The sequence below is a fragment of the Rhodoferax sp. EU05-FHT12H12 genome (assembly GCF_058791215.1).
Genome location: NZ_JBYTDI010000005.1, coordinates 165,438 through 184,241 on the forward strand (window position 1 = coordinate 165,438; position 18,804 = coordinate 184,241).

Below are 18,804 nucleotides of genomic sequence, written 5' to 3' on the forward strand. Positions count from 1 at the left end.
ACCCGCCACGCTGGGGAACCCCTAGTGAAGGCCGTTCGTGCTGGCGAAGTTGATAGACTTCTTTGGATGACAGAACAGGCCCCTCCCCACACCCCCATGATGCAGCAGTACCTGGGCCTCAAGGCCCAGTACCCCGGCACCCTGCTGTTCTACCGCATGGGGGATTTTTACGAGATGTTTTATGCCGACGCCGAGAAGGCTGCGCGGCTGCTGGACATCACACTGACGCAGCGCGGCCAGTCGGCCGGCCAACCGGTGGTGATGGCCGGCGTACCCTTCCACGCCATGGAGGGCTACCTGGCCAAACTGATCCGCCATGGCGAGTCGGTCGCCATCTGCGAGCAGACCGGTGAGGTGGGCGCCAACAAGGGCCCGGTGGAACGCAAGGTGGTGCGTGTGGTCACCCCCGGCACGCTGACCGATGCCGAGCTGTTGAACGAAAAATCCGAGTCCATCCTGATGGCTGTGCACCAGGGCCCGCGCAACCGCTGCGGCCTGGCCTGGTTGTCGGTCACGCAGGGCGTGGTGTTTCTGGCCGAATGCGCGCCCGACGAGGTGAACGGCTGGATCACCCGCGTGGCCCCCAGCGAGCTGGCCTACAGCGCCGCTTGCACCACCACGTTTGAAGACCGCCTCAAGCGCCTGCGCTCCACCAGCCAGGCGCTGTACCTGACAGCCCGGCCCGAATGGCAGTTTGACAGCGCGCTGGGTAGCACCAAGCTGCTGGATGCGCTGCAGGCCGCCAGCCTGAGCAGCTGGAACGCGCAAGACCTGCCACTGGCCCATGCTGCCAGCGCTGCCCTCTTGGGCTATGCCGAGCACACGCAGGGCCGCGCGCTCACCCACATCCACCGCGTGCAGGTGCAGCGCAACGACGCGCTGATCGACCTGCCTGCCACCACACGCCGCAACCTGGAGCTGGTGCAGACCCTGCGCGGCGAGGACAGCCCCACACTGTTCAGCCTGCTGGACACCTGCATGACCGGCATGGGCAGCCGCATGCTCAAAAGCTGGCTGCTGGAACCCCAGCGCGACCGCACCGAGGCCCAGCACCGCCTGCAGGCAATTGGCGTGCTCCGTAGCAACCTCTGGCAAACCCTGCGCGGCCAGCTCAAAGGCTGTGCTGACGTGGAGCGCATCACCGCGCGCACAGCGCTGCGCCAGGTGCGCCCGCGCGAGCTGGTGGCGCTGGTGGTGACGCTACAAAAAACAGAGCTACTCGCGCAACATCTACGAGGGCTAGAGGGCTATTTGGCCCATATTTCAGAGCAACTGCAGCCGCCTGGCGAGGCTACCGCCCTGCTGGCCCGCGCCATAGACCCCGAGCCCGCCGCCCTGGTGCGCGATGGTGGTGTGATTGCCGGCGGCTTTGACGCCGACCTGGACGAGCTGCGCGCCATCCAGACCAACTGCGATGCCTTTTTGCTGGACCTGGAAGTACGCGAGAAAGCCCGCACCGGCATTGCCAACCTGCGCGTGCAGTTCAACAAGGTGCACGGCTTCTACATCGAGGTCACCACCGGCCAGGTCGACAAGGTGCCCGATGACTACCGCCGCCGCCAGACCCTGAAGAATGCTGAGCGATTCATCACCCCCGAGCTCAAGGCCTTTGAAGACAAGGCCCTGAGTGCGCAGGAGCGTGCGCTGGCGCGAGAAAAGTATTTGTTCGAGCAAGTGCTGGACCAGTTGCAGGGCCATATTCCGCAACTCACCCGTGTGGCCCGTGCCCTGGCCGCGCTGGACGCGCTGTGTGCGCTGACCGAGCGCGCACTCACGCTGGACTGGAGCGCCCCGCAGTTTGTGGCCGAACCCTGCATCGACATCGAAGCCGGCCGCCACCCGGTGGTGCAGGCTCGGTTGGCAGAGCTCTCCAGCGGCAACTTCATCGCCAACGACGCGCGCCTGGGCGCCCGCCAGCGCATGCAAATCATCACCGGCCCCAACATGGGTGGTAAGTCCACCTACATGCGCCAGGTCGCCCTCATCGTGCTGCTGGCCAGCATGGGCAGCTACGTGCCCGCGCGCGCCTGCCGCCTGGGGCCGATTGACGCCATCCACACCCGCATCGGCGCTGCCGATGATTTGGCCAACGCCCAGTCCACCTTCATGCTGGAGATGACCGAGGCCGCGCAAATATTGCACAGCGCCACGCCGCACAGCCTGGTGCTGATGGACGAAATCGGCCGCGGCACCAGCACCTTTGACGGCCTGGCGCTGGCCAGTGCCATTGCCACCCAGCTGCACGACAAGACCCAGGCCTTCACGCTGTTTGCCACCCACTACTTTGAGCTGACCGAGTTTCCGGCCACGCACCACGCGGCCATGAACGTACACGTGAGCGCGGCCGAGGCGGGGCGCGACATCGTCTTCCTGCACGCCATCGAACCCGGCCCGGCCAGCCGCAGCTACGGGATTCAGGTGGCCCGCCTGGCTGGCATGCCCGCTGCGGTGGTGAACCAGGCGCGCCACACGCTGGAGGCGCTGGAGACCCAAGCCACGGCATCGCAGGCCCAGGTGGACCTGTTTGCGGCACCACCTGCCAAAGACATGGAAGCTGGCAGCGCCGTAGAGACGGCGCTGGCGGGCATCAACCCCGACGCCTTGAGCCCGCGGGAGGCGATGGAAGCGCTGTACCAGTTGAAGGCCTTGGCCTCCAAGGCCTAGGCCTCCCCCCGATACACTCTAGCTTTACGCCTTCCAGAACAACAAAATGACCTACTGCGTCGCCATCAAACTCAACGCCGGACTGGTGTTCCTCTCCGACTCGCGCACCAATGCCGGGCTCGACCAGATCAGCACGTTCCGCAAGATGATCGTGTACGAGAAGCCCAACGATCGTTTCATGGTGCTGCTCTCGGCGGGCAACCTCAGCATTTCGCAGTCGGTACGCGAGATTTTGCAAATCGAACGGCTGAAGGACCATGAGGACGATGAAGGCATCACCATCTGGAACGCCAAGAGCATGTTTGATGCGGCCCGCGTGCTGGGGTCGGCCATCCGCAAGGTGCAGGAGCGCGATGGCGCGGCGCTCAAGAATGCTGGCGTGGATTTCAACGTGTCGCTGATTTTTGGCGGCCAGATCCAGGGCGAAGGCATGCGCCTGTTCCAGGTCTATTCGGCTGGCAACTTCATCGAAGCCACACCCGAGACGCCCTACTTCCAGGTCGGCGAATCCAAGTACGGCAAACCCGTGCTGGACCGCGTGATCACCCCCCACACCCCGCTGGACGAGGCCGCCAAATGCGCGCTGGTGTCCATGGACTCCACCCTCAAGTCCAACCTGTCGGTGGGCCTGCCGCTGGACATGGTGGTGTATGAAGCCAACAGTTTTTCCACCGACAAGGTGGTCTGCATCGACGAGAACAACCCCTACTTCGCCATGCTGCACAACAGCTGGGGCCAGAAGCTGCGCGAGGTGTTTGACAGCATTGAAGACCCGATGTGGAATGGCGGTCAGACCGCAGTGCCCTTGCTGGTGCCATCGGCACGCAGCCTGCCGCTGAAGAAAATCACCACCCCCGACGAGAAGCTCATCTAAGCATGCACGCATCCCTGTTTGTGTTCTTGCGGCCCGCGGGCGGCTCTGCGGTGTTCATCTGATGTCGACCATCGTTTTTTCTCACGCCAACAGCTTTCCTGCCAGTACCTACAAGGTGCTCTTCAAAAGCCTGCGCGCCCGCGGTTATGCCGTCAAGGCGGTTGACAAATACGGCCACGACCCGCGCTTCCCCGTTACCGACAACTGGCCCCACGTGGTGCAGCAACTGGTGGACTACGCTACCAAGGTGGTGGAAAAGGCAGAAGAGCCGGTCTGGCTGGTGGGCCACTCGCTGGGCGGTTTTCTGAGCCTGATGGCAGCTGCGCTGCACCCCGAGCTGACCAAGGGCGTGGTACTGGTGGACTCCCCGCTGGTGGGCGGCTGGCGTTCGCGCATGGTGGGCTTGGCCAAGACGACCCAGCTGGTGGGCGCCATCTCGCCCGGCGCCGTGAGCCGCCAGCGCCGCAACAGCTGGCCCAGTGCACAAGCCGCCTTCGAGCATTTCCAGCACAAGAAGGCGTTTGCCAAGTGGGATGCGCAGGTACTGCAAGACTACGTAGACGCCTTTGACGCGGACGAAGAGGACAAACGCGTGCTGGCCTTTGACCGCGCGATTGAAACCGCCTTCTACAACACCCTGCCCGACAACCTGGACCGCCTGCTGGCGCGCCACCCGGTGAAATGCCCGGTGACCTTCATTGGCGGCGACCAGTCCGAAGAGATGAAACAGGTCGGCATGGCCATGACCGTGAAGGTGACCAAGGGCCGCATCATGATGCTGGACGGCAGCCACCTCTTCCCCATGGAAAAGCCGTTGGCCACCGCCGCAGCCCTGGAAGCAGCGCTACGGAACATGGAGCGCTGACGCCCCATGGACACCGGCCTGCAAGCGCAAGTGGACCGACTGCAAGAACAGGTTCAGGCCCTGCAGTCCAAAAACCGGCAACTGCAAGCCGCCCTGGACGAACAGCAGACCCTGGCCAGCCAGTGGATGGAACAGCGCACCCGCGAGCTGCACACCAAAGCCCAGGTGCAAAAGAAGGCGGAGGCCCTGCAAAGGGTCTTCTACCGGATAGCCGAGCGCGCCACGGCCGGACTCACGCTCTACGACTTTCTGAAGACCGTGCACCAGCTGCTGGGCGAGTTGCTGTATGCCAAAAACTTCTATGTGTGCCTGAGCCACCCATCCCAAAACACGGTGGACTTTCCCTACTACGAAGACGAAAAAGACGGCGACACCATGCAGCGCTTTGGCGTGCCCCGCTTGCCTAGCATGACCGAATTTGTGCTGCGCAGCGCACAACCCCAACTCATCAGTGCCGAGCGTTTTCAGGCCCTGCAGAACAGCGGCGAGATCACCCATGCCACCGGGGACCTGACCTTCACCAGTTGGCTGGGCGTGCCCATGCAGATCCAGGGCCGCGTGCGCGGCGTGCTGGTGGTGCAGGGCTACGAACCCAATGTGCACTACTCCGAGGACGACGCCGACATCCTGGGCTTTGTCGCCAACCATGTGGGGGCCGCGCTGGAACGGCAGCAGGCCATTGAGGAGATGCGCAACTCTGAGGCACGCTACCGCTCGGTCATCGAGAACGTGGGCGTGGGTGTGATGGTGGTGCAGGACGGGCGCACGGTGTTTGCCAACCCGAGCATGGTGCGCATCGCCGGGCATTCGCACGCGTACCTGCTGTCCCACCCCTTTACCGCCACCGCACACCCCGACGATGTGCCCGCCCTGCTGGAGCGCAACCAGCGCCGCATGCGCGGCGAGGCGATGGAGCCGTCGTACAGTTTTCGCATGATCACCGGCACTGGCGACGTGCGCACGCTGGAAGTGTCTGCCGTGCTGATTGAGTGGAGCCAACGCAATGCAACGCTGCTGTTTGTGGTGGACGCCACCGCCCGCATGCAAGCCGAAGAGAGCCAACGCCTGGCGCTGCAACAGCAAATTGCGCTGAACGACATGAAGGCCCGCTTCATCACCATGGCGTCCCACGAGTTCCGCACGCCACTGGCCACCATCCACGGCTCAGTGGAACTGCTGCAGCACTACGAAGACCGCATGCCGGCCGACAAAAAACAGCAGACGCTGCAAAAGATTGACGATGCCGTGGAGCGCATGACACACATGCTGGAGAACGTGCTGGTGATTGGCCGCACCGATGCCGGACGGCTGGAGTTCAAACCCCGCGCCCTGAGCATCACCACCTTTTGTAACGGCCTGGTGGACGAGGTGCGTAGCGCCATGGCACGCCAATTGGTGGGCGTGCAACTCCAGCTGGAACTCCCCCCGGCCGAGCAGCGCTTCTGGCTCGACGACACCCTGATTCGCAACATCGTGGGCAACCTGCTGTCCAACGCCATCAAGTATTCGCCCCAGGGCGGGCTGGTGCGCTTTGCGGTGCAGGACCAGGGCCAGGCCCTGGTATTCACCGTGTCCGACCAGGGCATTGGCATTCCCGAGGCCGACCAGGCCCAGCTGTTTGTGAGCTTCCATCGCGCCAGCAATGTGGGCCCGATTGCCGGCACCGGCCTGGGCCTGTCGATCGTGAAAGAGGCCGTGACCTGCCACCAGGGCGAGATCCGTGTCACGAGCACCGTAGGCAAGGGCAGCACCTTCACCGTGACCCTGCCCGCCCACCAATGCACACCTGAGGACTGAGGCCATGCGCATCCTGATTGCCGAAGACGAACCCTCGCTGCGCGAGAACCTGCAGTGGATGCTGGAACTGGAGGGCTACGAGGTGATGGTCGCCTGCGACGGTGCCGACGCCTACGCCCAGGCGCAGGCCCTGCGGCCCGACCTGGTGCTGACCGATGTGATGATGCCCGTGCTGGACGGCTACGGCCTGATCCGCAAGCTGCGCGAGGACGCCCGCACCGCCACGGTGCCCATCATCATGCTGACCGCCAAGGCCGACCGGGCCGATGTGCGCGCCGGCATGAACCTGGGTGCCGACGACTACCTGACCAAGCCTTGCCGCCGCGACGAACTGCTCGAAGCCGTGCAGGCCCGCCTGCAGCGCAGCAGCAGCCTCGACCAGGCAGCCCAACGGCTACAGAATGAAACCCGCTACGCCATGCAGATCGACACGCTCACGGCCCTGCCGGGACGTGACCTGTTTGAGCAGCAGCTGGAATCGGCCCTGGCACACCACCAAGGTGTCGCCCTGCTCTGCCTGGGCCTGGACGGCTTTGCCAAGATCAACGAATCGCTGGGCACCGGCGTGGGTGACCTGGTGCTGCGTGAAGTCGGCAAGCGCCTGAACCTCTACTCCGCGCAATGGGAGCAACCAAGCGCCCATGATGTGGTGGGCCGGATCGGTGGCGACCAGTTTGCCGTGTGCATGGCCGGGCTGGGCCTTGAAACGCAGCTGAACGAGCGCGCCACCGAAATGCTGCGCCGCCTGGCCCAGCCCTACCAGGTGAGCGGCCACACGCTCTTCCTCACCGCCAGCGCGGGTGCCAGCTTGTACCCCATGCAGGCGGACAGCGCACACGCGCTGCTGCTCAATGCGGAGTCGGCCCTGCACCACGCCAAGCCGACCGGCCCCGGCACCTATGTGTACTTCGACGCTGCCATGAACCGCCAGGTGGCCCGTTCGCTGCAAATCCACAACGAGCTGCACCGCGCCGTGGCCCAGGGCGACCTGCAGGTTTACTACCAGCCGCAGGTCAACATCGAAAGCGGTGCCGTGGTCGGCTTTGAGGCGCTGCTGCGCTGGCACCACGCCACGCTGGGCTGGATTCCGCCCTCCGAGTTCATCCCGATTGCCGAGCAAAGCGGCGTCATCGTGCAGCTGGGCCAGTGGGTCATGCACACCGCGGCCGCCCAAGCGGCGACCTGGCTGGCCCAGGGCCACAGCAACTTCCGCATGGCGGTGAATTTGTCGGTGCGCCAGTTTGTCGGCAAGGAGCTGCCGACTCTGGTCGCCCAGGTACTGCAGAGCACCGGCCTGCCTCCGTCCATGCTGGAGCTGGAAGTGACCGAGAGCATGGCCCTGCAAAGTGTGGCCTCCACGCTGGCCACACTGCATGCGTGCAAGGCGCTGGGTGTGAAGCTGGCCATGGACGACTTCGGCACCGGCTATTCCAGCCTGGCCTACCTCAAGCAGTACCCGCTGGACGCGCTGAAGATCGACCAGGCCTTCACCCGCAACATCACGCAGGACACGGGGGATGCCGCGATCACCAAGGCGATTGTGGCGATGGCGCACAGCTTTGGTCTGACGGTGGTGGCCGAAGGGGTGGAGACAACCGAGCAGCTGGCATTTCTGCGCGAGCTGCAGTGTGAGGAGTTTCAGGGCTATCTGTTTAGCAAACCGGTTCCGGCGGAGGAGGCGGTGTTGTGTTTTGCGGGGTATCGGGGCTGACTATTTTTTTCCATCGCCTGCACCGCTTTTTTTAACACCCACTCCCCCAGCCCCTCGCCCCGTCGGCGAGGGGAGCTCTTAACAACCGTATTTTGTTTTTGCACGCCGACTGCGTGGCTACTGGTGTGAAGTTGCCAGCGTGCGTTGTCACCACGGCCAGTGCCTGCGGTTGTGGCGACCTCGGAGGGATTTGTGTGCCAACGCTGGCGGCTGCGCCCGCCAGTGGCTCCGCACCAGTTTTTTGCTATTCACCACAACCGTTGGCACTGGCCGTGGCGCACCCATCTGTTGGCAGCGGTACTTGTGTAGCACCGTAGCCGGAGCGCAGCCCCCAAATCGGCTGTTCAAAGGCTCCCCTCGCCGACGGGGCGAGGGGCTGGGGGAGTGGGAGTTAAAAGAAAAAGTGTCGCTACAAAAACAAAATCAAGCCGCCCAAGTCACCACCCCAGTCCAAGCCGTCACCAACACCACGATGCCAAACACGATGCGGTAGTAGGCAAACCCCACAAAGCTGTGGGTAGAAATAAACCGCAACAACCAGCGCACACACAACCACGCGCTGACAAACGAAAACACCAGTCCCACGCCAAACAGCGGCACATCCGCCACCGACAACAGCGCCCGCTCTTTGTACAGGCTGTACACCCCCGCCCCAATCAAGGTAGGAATGGCCAGGAAGAACGAGAAGTCGGTGGCGGCCTTGCGCGACAGGCCCAAGAGCATGCCGCCGATGATGGTGGCGCCGCTGCGGCTGGTGCCGGGCACCATGGCCAGGCACTGCACCAGGCCCACCTTCAGCGCGTCCAGTGGCGTCATGTCATCCACCTCGGCCACACGCACGGTCTTGGGGTTGTGGGTCTGGCGGCGTTCGGCCCAGAGGATGATGAAGCCACCCACGATGAACGTGGTGGCGACGATGGTCGGGGTGAACAGGTGGGCCTTGATGAACTTGCCAAACAACAAGCCCAGCACCACCGCAGGCACAAAGCCAATCGCGACATTCAGGGCAAAACGCTGCGCCTGTTTCTCGGTGGGCAAGGCCACCAGCGTGTCGCGGATTTTTTGCCAGTAAACCAGGATGACGGCAAAGATGGCGCCGGTCTGGATGGCGATTTCAAACACCTGACGCTTGTCGTGGTCCAGAAAGTCCAGCAGCGCGCCCGCCAGAATCAAATGGCCGGTGCTGGAGATGGGCAGAAACTCCGTCAACCCCTCCACCACGCCCATGAGGGCCGCCTTGATCAGCAATATCATGTCCAAAACACACTCCCTTTTGTAAGCAAAAAATAGCCAGAACGCCCGTATTATCTGCGCGAGCAGCTCACTTATTCATAGCGAATCGCTTGAATCGGTAACAGTTTGGAAGCACGCCGGGCCGGGTAGTAGCCAAAAAACACGCCCACCACACCCGAAAAGCCCACCGCCAGCAGCACCGCCCCCACACTTAAGGACACCTGCCACCCGGCAAAGTGGCCCACGCCCCAGGTGGCCAGCGCGCCCAGCGCCACGCCCATGGCGCCGCCCAGCACACTCAGCGTCACCGCCTCGATCAGGAACTGCGCCAGGATGTCACGCCCGCGCGCGCCCACCGCCATGCGCAGGCCAATCTCGCGCGTGCGCTCGGTCACGCTCACCAGCATGATGTTCATGATGCCAATGCCGCCAATCACCAGGCTGATGCCCGCCACCGCGGCCAGCAGCAAGGTCATCACATGGCTGGACTCTTCCTGCGCCTGCAAAATTTCAGTCAGGTTGCGCACGACAAAGGGATCATCGCCCCCCTCCTGCACCTTGAAGCGTTGGCGCAGCAGGTCTTTGATGCTTGCCTCCACCGCCTTCATGTCCTGGCCGTCACGCACCTTCACGCTGATGGCGCCCACACGCTTCAAGCGGCTGGTGGCGTCACCGCCCCAGATGCGGTTGCGCAGCGTGCCCAGCGGGATCATCACCACATCGTCCTGGTCCTGGCCCATGGAGTTTTGCCCCTTGGGCGCGAGCACACCAATGACCGTGATGGGAATGTTGCGCACACGGATCACCTGGTCCACCGGGTCCTGCTCGCCAAACAGCTCGCGCGCCACGGTGCTGCCAATCCAGGCCACCTTGGCCGAGCCCGAGAGTTCGGCCGCGTCAAACACACGGCCACTGGCCAGCGGCCAGTCGCGCGCCTCCAGGTAGTCGTTGTTCACGCCAATGATGCTGCTGCCCCAGTTGGTGTTGCCAAACACCAGCTGCCCGCTGGTGCGCGACGTGGGGGCCGCCACCTGCACCTCGGGAATCTCCAGCGCTATGGCGGTGGCGTCTTCTTCGGTCAGGCGCTGGCGGGTTTGTGCGCCCAGGCGCACACCGGCCTGCGACACACCACCGGGCAGCACCAACATGATGTTGGAGCCCAGCCCCTTCATTTGCTCTTGCACGCGGTTGGTGGCGCCCTGCCCCACCGCCACCATGGTGATGACAGCGGCCACGCCAATGATGATGCCCAGCATGGTCAAGATGCTGCGCAAGGTGTTGGCCGCCAACGAACGCAAGGCGCTGCGCAACGCCGCTAAAGTATTCATCGCAGCGTGTCCTCCACAATGTGCCCGTCCTTGAACACCAGCGTGCGCCGTGCCCAAGCGGCAATGTCGGCCTCGTGCGTCACCAGCACCACGGTCATGCCCTGATGGTTGAGCTCGGTCAGCAGCTGCATGATGTCTTCGCTGGTCTGCGAATCAAGGGCGCCGGTGGGTTCATCGGCCAATATGAGTTGGGGGTGGTTGACCAGTGCGCGCGCTATCGCCACGCGTTGCTGCTGCCCGCCCGACAGCTCGGCCGGTGTATGGCCGGTGCGCTGGCCCAGGCCCACCCGCTCCAAGGCAGCGCGTGCACGCTGGTGGCGCTGGGCGGCGGGCACACCGGCGTAGACCATGGGCAGCTCCACGTTCTCCAGCGCGCTGGTGCGCGGCAGCAGGTTGAACTGCTGGAACACAAAACCAATGCGCCGGTTGCGAATGCTGGCCAGCGCATCCGGCGCCATGTCTTGTACCGGCTCACCGGCCAGCACATAACTGCCGGCGCTGGGCTGGTCCAGGCAGCCCAGTATGTTCATGAGCGTGGACTTGCCCGAGCCCGAGGCGCCCATGATGGCCACCATCTCGCCCTCGGCAATCTCCAGCGACACCCCGCGCAGCGCGTGCACCGTCTGGTCGCCCATGGCATAGGTTTTGGTCAGGTCACGCGCCTGGATCAGGGCGCGCGCCGGGGTGGTCGATGGCACGGTGCCCGCCTCAGAACGGAGGCCGCGGGCCATTGCTGCGCGGTGCAGTGGCGCCGCCTTGCGGCGTGGTGCCTACCAACACCTCCACACCCTCACGCAATGCCGTCGCTGCTGGTGAGTCCGGCGGCAAGATCAGCTCGGTGCTGCTGCCATCCGACACCCCCACCCGCACGGCATAGGCCAACGGTTTTCCATCGCTGCCCATCACATACACCCGGCTGCGGTTTGCGCCACGCGCCGCGCCGCCCTCGGGGCGGGGCCCCTGCGCACGTGCACCGGGTGCCGACGCAGCCAACGCAGGTGCCACGGGTTCCACACCCTCGATGCGTAAACGCAGCGCCGCGTTGGGTACCTTGAGCACGTTCTCGCGCTGCTCGGTCACCACCCGCACATTGGCCGTCATGCCCGGCAGCAGCTTGCCCTGCACATTGGCAAAACGCACGATGGCCACATAGGTCACCACATTCGCCACATTGGTGGCGGCTTTGCGCACCTGGCGAATCTCACCTTCAAAGGTCTGGCCCGGGAAGGCGTCCACGTTAAAGCTGGCTTTTTGTCCCGGCTGCAGGCGGCCCACGTCACTCTCGTCAATGGCGGCCTCCACCTGCATGTCGGAGAGGTTTTGCGCAATCACAAACAGCTCGGGCGACTGCAGGCTGCTGGCCACGGTCTGGCCACGCTCAATGGTGCGCTTGATCACAATGCCGTTCACCGGCGAGGTGATGCGTGTGCGCGCCAAATCCACCCGCGCCTGGGCCAGCGCGGCCTCACGCTGCGCCACATTGGCCTGCGCCGTTTTCACCTGTGCCTGCGCCACACCCACCTGGGCCTGCACCGCCTTCAGGGCTTCGGTGCTGGTGTTCACCAGTGCGCGCGCCTTGTCGGCCTCGCTCTGGGTAATGAACTGTTTTTCCACCAGGCTTTGTTTGCGCTCCAAGTCGCGCTGCGCCTCGTTCAGGTCCACCTGCGCACGCGAGACCTGGGTCTGCACAGCGGCCACATTGGCCTGCGCGGTCAACACGGCAGCGCGCGCAGCGTCCACATCGGCCTGGGCCGAGCGCACGCGGTATTCAAAGGTCTCGGGGTCAATCTGGGCAATCAGCTGGCCGGCCTTCACCTCGCTGTTGAAGTCCACCAGCACCTCGCGGATCTGCCCGCTCACCTGCGTGCCCACACTCACCTGGGCCACCGGGCTGACCGCACCACTGGCCGCCACAGTGGCCTGCAGATGGCCGCGGACGATGGCCGCCGTGCGGTACTCCACCTTGTCGCCGGCACCCGCCTGCGTCCACCACCACGCACCACCGCCAAGCACGGCGACCAACACCGCGGCGCCACCTATCCATGTTCTGTTCATGCACCGATTCTAGAAAGCCCCCATGGCAGTGCGGTGGCAACCCCCGAAAGCCCCCGCTTTTTGGCATTTCGCGGCGCCCAAGCGGCATTTCGTCGCAGCCCCCTCGCGCCCGTGGCATGCGGGCGGCACAGTCGGCCCATCACTGTTGAACCTTCTCATGGGAGTCTTGCCATGTTCTCTATGTTTGTTTCCAACACCCCGGTCTGGGTGTGGCCCCTGTTGCTGGGCCTGCTGGTACTGGGCCTGCGCCAAACCCTGACCCAGCAGATGGGCTGGATGCGCGTCACTGCATTGCCGCTGGCGCTGGTGGGGCTTTCGCTCTACGGCACGCTGACCGTAGCGCTTGCCTACCCGACCGCCCTGCTGCTGTGGGCTGTGGTGGCCCTCAGTGCTGCCGCCCTGGTGCTGCGCCAGCCCCTGCCCGCCGACGCCCACTACGACCTGGCCCGCCAGCGCTTCACCGTACCGGGCAGCGCCGTTCCGCTGGCGCTGATGATGGGCATCTTCTTCACCAAATACGCCGTGGGTGCCACCCAGGCGCTCGCCCCCGCCCTGCTGCAATCTCCCCTAGCCGCCACGGCCATAGCTGGCATGTATGGACTGTGCAGCGGTGTGCTGCTGGGCCGCAGCCTGCGGCTCTGGAAGCTGGCCGCACACACGGATGCCCAATGGCACCACCACACGCCGACGTCCCGAGTCAATGCCTGAGGAGCACCCCATGCCAGCTTCCACCTCCACCACGCGCCTCGCCCTCTGGTCCGCCCTGCTGGGTGTGGTGCTTCCAACCGCTGCCCAAACCTTTGATTCGGTGCAACTGCATAACGCCGCACCCGGCGCCGATGGCGGCACGATAGGCTTGGCCATCGTGTCGACCCCGGAATACCTGGGCAGTGACCAGCGCAAGACGCTGGGGTTTCCCGCCTTGAGCTACCAGTGGGCCAACGGTTGGTTCGCCGGGCTGGACAATGGCGTGGGCTACAACTTCTCCAAAAACCCGGCCCTGCACTACGGCCTGCGCCTGACAGCGGACCTGGGCCGCCCGAGCGGCGACAACGCGGCCCTGCGCGGCATGGGCGATGTGGATGCCAAGCCCGAAGTCGGTGGCTTTGTCACCTACGCCCCGGCTGAAGGCCTGGCGCTCACCGGCTCGGTGCGCTGGGGCTCGGGCCCAAGCAGCAATGGCACGGTGGTGAACCTGGGCGTGGGCTACTCGGTGGCGCTGGCACCCCAGTGGCGCCTGGGCACCCAACTCAGCGCGACCCTGGCCGACCGCCAGCACATGCAAAGCTACTTTGGGGTCGACGCCCCACAAGCCGCCCGCAGTGGCTACGCCCTCTACACCCCCGACGCAGGCCTGCGCGACACCCGGCTGGGCGTATCCCTCACCTACGCCCTCAACCCGCGCACCTTTGTCACCACCATCGTGTCGGGCAGTGTGCTGGGCGATGCTGCCAAAAACAGCCCGGTCGCACGCAGCAGCAATGCCAATGCTGCGGTGCTGGCACTGACATACGCCTTCTGACCCCGATCCACGAAGGCCCACACCATGTCGACAACAAACTCTCTCTTTCCAGCACCCTATGGCCTTGCGCAATGGGCTAGGTGGTCCACCCTGATGCTGCTGGCACTGGGCGTGGCTGGCTATGCCTTCTGGCTGGTATTGACCAGCGCCCGACCGGACTTTGCCGCCAGCCTGTTTGCCCGCCACCCGGTGGGCGCACTGCTGCACATGGTGTGCAGCCCGGTGGCGCTGGTGGTCGGTGCCCTGCAGGTCAACCGCGCCATTCGCACCCGCCACCTCCTGTTGCACCGCTGGTTGGGGCGCCTGTATGTGCTGGCGGTTGTGCTGGGCGGCACCAGCGGCTTGTCCATGGCTCTGGAGGCCCAGGGCGGACCGGTCTCCGCGTGGGGCTTCGGGCTGGCGGCCATGCTGTGGCTGTGCAGTACGGGTGCGGGCTTCTTGGCCATGCGCCGGGGTGATCGAACGGCTCACCGGGACTGGATGCTGCGCAGCTACGCGCTCACCATGGCGGCCATCACGCTGCGGCTCTACATTCCCGCCAGCCTGATGGCCGGCCTCCCATTTGAGGACGCGTACCGCGCCATTGCCTGGCTGAGTTGGGTACCCAACCTGCTGGTGGCCGAATGGCTGATCCGCCGCCTGCACCGCATCCCCCCAGCATGACCGGTGCAGGACATCCCATGCAACAGCACGACCTGGGCCAACAGGCGTGGAGCCAATGGCTGACGGCATACTTGCCAGCATGACACGCAGACACTTCACCACCCTGGGCCAGGGCCTGTGGAAGACCCTCACGCTCAACACCGTGATTGCCATTGGCATCACCCTGTTTGGCGACCATGGTCTGTGGGACAACCTGGTCTATTCCCAGTGCATCGGCCTGAGCATTGGTGCGGTCATCGATGTGGGACGTTTCTTTTTCCTGCACGACTGGTCCACCCAGATGCGCCGACTGCTGGTGATCGTCCCCATCGGGGTGGTGCTGGGTTTTTTCTTCGGCAATTTTGTGGCCGACCTGATTCTGGGCGGCAGCGCGTTTCACTACTGGATGACCTCGCCCCACAAAGCCTGGGGCATGCTGTTTTTGAGCCTGGTGGCAGGCACCGTGCTCACGCACGAGTTCGTCAGCCGCGAGGTGCTGGCGATCGAACGCGAAAAAGCCGAAGCGGCACGCCGCCAGGCCAGCGAAGCCCAGTTGCGTCTGCTCGAAACGCAGCTGGAGCCCCACATGCTGTTCAACACGCTGGCCAACCTGCGCGCCCTCATTGCCCTGGACCCGGCGCGCGCCCAGACCATGCTGGACCACATGATTGACTACCTGCGCGCCACCCTCAACGCCTCACGCGCCGACGCCAGCCGCCCGCACACACTGGACAGCGAATTTGCCCGCCTGGAGGACTACCTGGAGCTCATGGCCATCCGCATGGGGCCGCGCCTGCGCTTCACGCTGGAGCTGCCTGACGCCCTGCGCCAGTGCTGCGTGCCGCCCCTGCTGCTGCAGCCCTTGGTAGAAAACAGCATCCAGCACGGGCTGGAGCCCAAGGTGGAAGGTGGCAGCGTACGCATCAGCGCCACCCGCCAAGGCGAGCTGCTGTGCCTGGAGGTCGAGGACAGCGGACTGGGCATGCCGCCGCCCGACACCCGGCGCGCGGGCTTTGGCCTGCAGCAGGTGCAAGACCGGCTGCGCACCACGTTCGGCGCCATGGGCGCTATCAAAATAGAAGCTTCTCGCGCAGGTGGTACGCGGGTTAGCATCACTTTTCCCTTAAAACCATGAACCCTCCCACCGCCCTGATTGCCGAAGACGAACCGCTGCTGGCCCAGGCCCTGCTGGCCGAACTGGGCCAGGCCTGGCCCGCACTGCAGGTGCTGCGCACGGTGGGCGACGGCGTATCGGCCGTAGAGGCCGCGCTGGCACTACAACCCGATGTGCTGTTTTTTGACATCCGCATGCCAGGCCAAAGCGGGCTGGAGGCTGCCGCCGAGTTGGCAGACACCTGGCCCCTGGACGGGCCGGGGGCGAAGCCCTTCCCCGCGCTGGTGTTTGTGACCGCCTACGACCAGTATGCCGTGCAGGCCTTTGAGGCCCAAGCGGTGGACTACCTGCTCAAGCCGGTGCAGGCGGCACGGCTGCAGAAAACAGTATCAAAACTGCAGTTAACCCTTGCCAATACTGCGCAAGCAGCTCCTAAAACAGGAGCAGATGACACCGTGCTGGAGGCCACCTTGGCCCAACTGCGCAGCCTGCTGGCCCCTGCAGCCAGTGCTGCCCCGCCGCTGCAGGTGCTGCAAGCCAGCATCGGCAACAGCATCCACATCATTCCGGTAGGCGACGTGCTGTACCTGGAGGCCGCCGACAAATACCTGCGCGTGCTCACCGCCACCCAGGAGTACCTGCTGCGCACCCCGCTCAAGGAACTGCTGCCCCAGCTCGACGCCCAGCTGTTCTGGCAAATCCACCGCGGTACCGTGGTGCGGGTGCAGGCCATCCGCAGCGTCAACCGCGACGAGGCCGGGCGCCTCTGCTTGACCTTGCACCACAGAAGTGAAAGACTCCCGGTCAGTCGGCTGTATGCCCATCGCTTCAAGGCGATGTAGGCGCTGACGCAAAAGGAGGAGTCCCATGGCATTGCTCCGTGGAGCACGGATGTGCGTATGCGCGCGGGCCGCGCTGAGCGGTATGTCCACCTCCCATGCCCAACCCCAGGCCCGCACGCCGAACTTTGCAGTCACCAGCCGCAGCTGGCCCAAACAAGCAGGGCTGCGCAAGGTGCTCGGCCGCACACTGCGCCGGTGCGGGGCGCTGGTCACGCTGGCCGGTGCGGCTCTGGGGAGCCAGGCCGCAACACCGCTTGTATTTGCCATCCCGCCCGAAGACCGCTTGAGTGTGACCATGGCCCAGCGTGTGCTGGCGCTGGCCTACCAAGAACTGGGCGTCGAAGTGCAATACACCAAGCTCCCGGTGCGGCGCGGCTACGCGCTGGCCGACGAGATCGACGGTGTCGGCCTGGGCGTCACGCTGGATATCGCCCTGACGCAGGTGCGCATCGAGGTGCCGGTGTCCTACGAAGAGGCCGCGGTCTACGCCACCCGCACCGACATTGTCCCCAACGGTTATGCCTCGCTACAGCCTTATGTGATCGGCCACATTGCCGGTATCGGGTATCTGGAGACCCGACTGCAAGGCATGCGCACCGATACCGCGACCAATGTGGAAAGCCTGTTTCGCAAGCTGGAGATGGGCCGCACCGATGTCGTGGTGGACTCGCGCTTCAACAGCTGCCTGATCAAGACACTGGGCCTGCGCAAGGTGCAGCTGCTACACCCCTCCCTGGAAACCGCGCCGGGCTTTCACTTCCTGCACATGCGTCATGCGGCCCTGGTTCCACGGGTCACCGCGGTGCTGCGGCGCATGGCCGCGGATGGCACCATCAAGAAAGTACAGGCCCAGGCACTCAAGGAGTACCGGTCGCAGTGTGATTGAGTGTTTCCTAGGGGTTAACCACAAGCCCGACAGCGTGGCACGGTGGTTGCGTGAACGGGCTCCCTCCCTACAATGTGCCCCTTCTCCTACCAGGAACCCCACGATGCAACTGAATCTCTCGCGCCGCGGCGCTGTGCGCCTGTTGGCCCTGTCCGCTGTTCTCTCCAGCGCCCTGCTCCAGGGTTGCGATTCCGTCCCTTCGGTCATCAAAATCGGCGTGGCCCAGCCGCTCACCGGCAACCTCTCGGCCCTGGGCCAGGACTTGCTCAATGGCGTGAACATGGCAGTGGAAGAACTCAACAAGGAAGGCTACAAGGTCAAGGGCAAGACCGTGACCTTTGAAGTGGTGGCGGTGGATGACCGCGCCAACGCGGAAACCGGCAAAGAGGTGGCCCAGCAACTGGTGGACGCCGGCGTGGTGGCTGTCATTGGCCACCTCAACTCCGGCGTGAGCATTGCCGCCGCCCCCATTTACGCCGCCAAGGGCATCCCGCAGCTGGCCATCTCCACCAACCCCAAGTACACCGAGCTGGGTCTGGACACCACCTTCCGCCTGGTGGCCAACGACAAGCTGCAAGCCAAGGCCATTGGCAGCTACTCGGCATCACAGTTCTCGGGCACCAAGTTCGCCCTGCTGGACGATGGCACCCCCTATGGCAAAGACCTGGCTGCCGGAGCCGGCACACAGCTCAAGGCGGCCAAGAAAGAGGTGGTGCTGCAACAGTCGTTCGACGACAAGACCACCAAATTTGAAGAAGTGGCCGCCAAGATCAAGGAGACCGGCGTGGAAGTGGTGGTTTCCACCCTCAACGACTTCCAGATCGTGGCCCTGCTCGACGCGCTCAAGGCCATCAGCTACACCAACATCAAAGTGCTGGGCGGCGACACCATCAAGACCACGCTCATGCTGAAAGGTGCCGGTGTGGCCAGCGGCCTGTTTGCCACCTCCCCCATCCTGGAGGCGCGTGAATTCACCGCCGGTGGCGCCTTTCTGGACAAGTACCGCGCCAAGTACAAGATCGAGCCCGCCTACGCCGGTCACTACACCTACGACGCCATGTACGTGCTGGCGGCAGCCATCCGCCGCGCCGAATCGGCCAAACCCCAGGACATCACCACCACACTCAAAAAGATCGACGGCTACGCACCCGTCACCGGCTCCATGAAATGGGACGAAAAGGGCGAACAGCGCTACGGCGTGATTGGGGTGTACAGTGCCAACGGCGGTCTGTGGGAATCGCAGATGCGCTCCGACAACTGGTAAGCCCACC

Annotated in this window: 16 protein-coding genes; 12 read left to right on the forward strand and 4 right to left on the reverse strand. The window is 64.5% G+C overall.

All coding sequences use genetic code 11. The annotated features are described in order from the left end of the window. Positions 1-66: 66 nt before the first annotated feature. The 5 genes from mutS (at position 67) to AC3WS7_RS15295 (ending at position 7,911) form a co-directional block, all read left to right on the forward strand. Complete coding sequence (gene mutS / locus AC3WS7_RS15275) at positions 67-2,664, forward strand: DNA mismatch repair protein MutS (protein ID WP_492656947.1); 2,598 nt, start codon at positions 67-69, stop codon at positions 2,662-2,664. 46 nt (positions 2,665-2,710) lie between these two features. Next, the gene (locus AC3WS7_RS15280) at positions 2,711-3,538 is read left to right on the forward strand and encodes a proteasome-type protease (protein ID WP_492656948.1); all 828 of its coding nucleotides are present in this window, start codon (positions 2,711-2,713) and stop codon (positions 3,536-3,538) included. A 61-nt stretch (positions 3,539-3,599) separates the two neighbouring features. After that, complete coding sequence (locus tag AC3WS7_RS15285) at positions 3,600-4,403, forward strand: alpha/beta hydrolase (RefSeq protein ID WP_492656949.1); 804 nt, start codon at positions 3,600-3,602, stop codon at positions 4,401-4,403. Between the two features lie 6 nt (positions 4,404-4,409). Beyond that, positions 4,410-6,200, forward strand: coding sequence for an ATP-binding protein (locus tag AC3WS7_RS15290; protein WP_492656950.1), 1,791 nt, complete (start codon positions 4,410-4,412; stop codon positions 6,198-6,200). Positions 6,201-6,204: 4 nt separating this feature from the next. After that, positions 6,205-7,911 carry a putative bifunctional diguanylate cyclase/phosphodiesterase gene (locus AC3WS7_RS15295; RefSeq protein ID WP_492656951.1) on the forward strand — a complete coding sequence of 569 codons (1,707 nt, stop codon included), beginning with the start codon at positions 6,205-6,207 and terminating at the stop codon, positions 7,909-7,911. Between the two features lie 423 nt (positions 7,912-8,334). Here the strand turns inward: AC3WS7_RS15295 and AC3WS7_RS15300 are convergent, their stop codons facing one another. The 4 genes from AC3WS7_RS15300 to AC3WS7_RS15315 form a co-directional block, all read right to left on the reverse strand. After that, positions 8,335-9,171 (reverse strand): undecaprenyl-diphosphate phosphatase, encoded by an 837-nt coding sequence (locus tag AC3WS7_RS15300; RefSeq protein WP_492656952.1) that lies wholly within the window; start codon positions 9,169-9,171, stop codon positions 8,335-8,337. A gap of 65 nt (positions 9,172-9,236) precedes the next feature. Then, positions 9,237-10,472 carry an ABC transporter permease gene (locus AC3WS7_RS15305; protein WP_492656953.1) on the reverse strand — a complete coding sequence of 412 codons (1,236 nt, stop codon included), beginning with the start codon at positions 10,470-10,472 and terminating at the stop codon, positions 9,237-9,239. Continuing rightward, positions 10,469-11,203, reverse strand: a complete 735-nt coding sequence (locus AC3WS7_RS15310) for an ABC transporter ATP-binding protein (RefSeq protein ID WP_492656954.1) — start codon at positions 11,201-11,203, stop codon at positions 10,469-10,471. Before AC3WS7_RS15310 ends, AC3WS7_RS15305 begins: the two co-directional genes overlap by 4 nt. After that, positions 11,181-12,527, reverse strand: coding sequence for an efflux RND transporter periplasmic adaptor subunit (locus AC3WS7_RS15315; RefSeq protein WP_492656955.1), 1,347 nt, complete (start codon positions 12,525-12,527; stop codon positions 11,181-11,183). The genes AC3WS7_RS15310 and AC3WS7_RS15315 overlap by 23 nt, the downstream gene beginning before the upstream one ends. Before the next feature lie 171 nt (positions 12,528-12,698). On the opposite strand from AC3WS7_RS15315, the gene AC3WS7_RS15320 reads away from it, so the two are divergent. The 7 genes from AC3WS7_RS15320 (at position 12,699) to AC3WS7_RS15350 (ending at position 18,797) form a co-directional block, all read left to right on the forward strand. Next, the gene (locus tag AC3WS7_RS15320) at positions 12,699-13,235 is read left to right on the forward strand and encodes a DUF6622 family protein (protein ID WP_492656956.1); all 537 of its coding nucleotides are present in this window, start codon (positions 12,699-12,701) and stop codon (positions 13,233-13,235) included. A gap of 10 nt (positions 13,236-13,245) precedes the next feature. After that, on the forward strand, positions 13,246-14,049 hold the full coding sequence (locus AC3WS7_RS15325) for a MipA/OmpV family protein (protein WP_492656957.1): 804 nt from the start codon (positions 13,246-13,248) through the stop codon (positions 14,047-14,049). 24 nt (positions 14,050-14,073) lie between these two features. Next, on the forward strand, positions 14,074-14,712 hold the full coding sequence (locus AC3WS7_RS15330; RefSeq protein ID WP_492656958.1) for a DUF2306 domain-containing protein: 639 nt from the start codon (positions 14,074-14,076) through the stop codon (positions 14,710-14,712). 79 nt (positions 14,713-14,791) lie between these two features. After that, the gene (locus AC3WS7_RS15335) at positions 14,792-15,826 is read left to right on the forward strand and encodes a sensor histidine kinase (RefSeq protein ID WP_492656959.1); all 1,035 of its coding nucleotides are present in this window, start codon (positions 14,792-14,794) and stop codon (positions 15,824-15,826) included. Beyond that, a complete protein-coding gene (locus AC3WS7_RS15340; RefSeq protein WP_492656960.1) occupies positions 15,823-16,647 on the forward strand; it encodes a LytR/AlgR family response regulator transcription factor in 825 nt (274 codons plus the stop codon). Before AC3WS7_RS15335 ends, AC3WS7_RS15340 begins: the two co-directional genes overlap by 4 nt. 25 nt (positions 16,648-16,672) lie before the next feature. Beyond that, positions 16,673-17,533: a substrate-binding periplasmic protein gene (locus AC3WS7_RS15345; RefSeq protein WP_492656961.1), complete on the forward strand. Its 861-nt coding sequence runs from the start codon at positions 16,673-16,675 to the stop codon at positions 17,531-17,533. Positions 17,534-17,636: 103 nt separating this feature from the next. Beyond that, positions 17,637-18,797, forward strand: a complete 1,161-nt coding sequence (locus AC3WS7_RS15350) for a branched-chain amino acid ABC transporter substrate-binding protein (RefSeq protein WP_296472344.1) — start codon at positions 17,637-17,639, stop codon at positions 18,795-18,797. The last annotated feature ends 7 nt before the right edge of the window (positions 18,798-18,804 follow it).

Excerpts from the sequence above, each read along its gene's own strand:
- AC3WS7_RS15285 (WP_492656949.1), top strand. The coding sequence starts at position 3,600 with ATGTCGACCATCGTTTTTTCTCACGCCAACAGCTTTCCTGCCAGTACC.
- AC3WS7_RS15335 (WP_492656959.1), top strand. The coding sequence starts at position 14,792 with ATGACACGCAGACACTTCACCACCCTGGGCCAGGGCCTGTGGAAGACC.
- AC3WS7_RS15290 (WP_492656950.1), top strand. The coding sequence starts at position 4,410 with ATGGACACCGGCCTGCAAGCGCAAGTGGACCGACTGCAAGAACAGGTT.
- AC3WS7_RS15340 (WP_492656960.1), top strand. The coding sequence starts at position 15,823 with ATGAACCCTCCCACCGCCCTGATTGCCGAAGACGAACCGCTGCTGGCC.
- AC3WS7_RS15310 (WP_492656954.1), bottom strand. The coding sequence starts at position 11,203 with ATGGCCCGCGGCCTCCGTTCTGAGGCGGGCACCGTGCCATCGACCACC.
- AC3WS7_RS15280 (WP_492656948.1), top strand. The coding sequence starts at position 2,711 with ATGACCTACTGCGTCGCCATCAAACTCAACGCCGGACTGGTGTTCCTC.
- AC3WS7_RS15325 (WP_492656957.1), top strand. The coding sequence starts at position 13,246 with ATGCCAGCTTCCACCTCCACCACGCGCCTCGCCCTCTGGTCCGCCCTG.
- AC3WS7_RS15350 (WP_296472344.1), top strand. The coding sequence starts at position 17,637 with ATGCAACTGAATCTCTCGCGCCGCGGCGCTGTGCGCCTGTTGGCCCTG.
- AC3WS7_RS15295 (WP_492656951.1), top strand. The coding sequence starts at position 6,205 with ATGCGCATCCTGATTGCCGAAGACGAACCCTCGCTGCGCGAGAACCTG.
- AC3WS7_RS15330 (WP_492656958.1), top strand. The coding sequence starts at position 14,074 with ATGTCGACAACAAACTCTCTCTTTCCAGCACCCTATGGCCTTGCGCAA.
- mutS (WP_492656947.1), top strand. The coding sequence starts at position 67 with ATGACAGAACAGGCCCCTCCCCACACCCCCATGATGCAGCAGTACCTG.
- AC3WS7_RS15315 (WP_492656955.1), bottom strand. The coding sequence starts at position 12,527 with ATGAACAGAACATGGATAGGTGGCGCCGCGGTGTTGGTCGCCGTGCTT.
- AC3WS7_RS15320 (WP_492656956.1), top strand. The coding sequence starts at position 12,699 with ATGTTCTCTATGTTTGTTTCCAACACCCCGGTCTGGGTGTGGCCCCTG.
- AC3WS7_RS15305 (WP_492656953.1), bottom strand. The coding sequence starts at position 10,472 with ATGAATACTTTAGCGGCGTTGCGCAGCGCCTTGCGTTCGTTGGCGGCC.
- AC3WS7_RS15345 (WP_492656961.1), top strand. The coding sequence starts at position 16,673 with ATGGCATTGCTCCGTGGAGCACGGATGTGCGTATGCGCGCGGGCCGCG.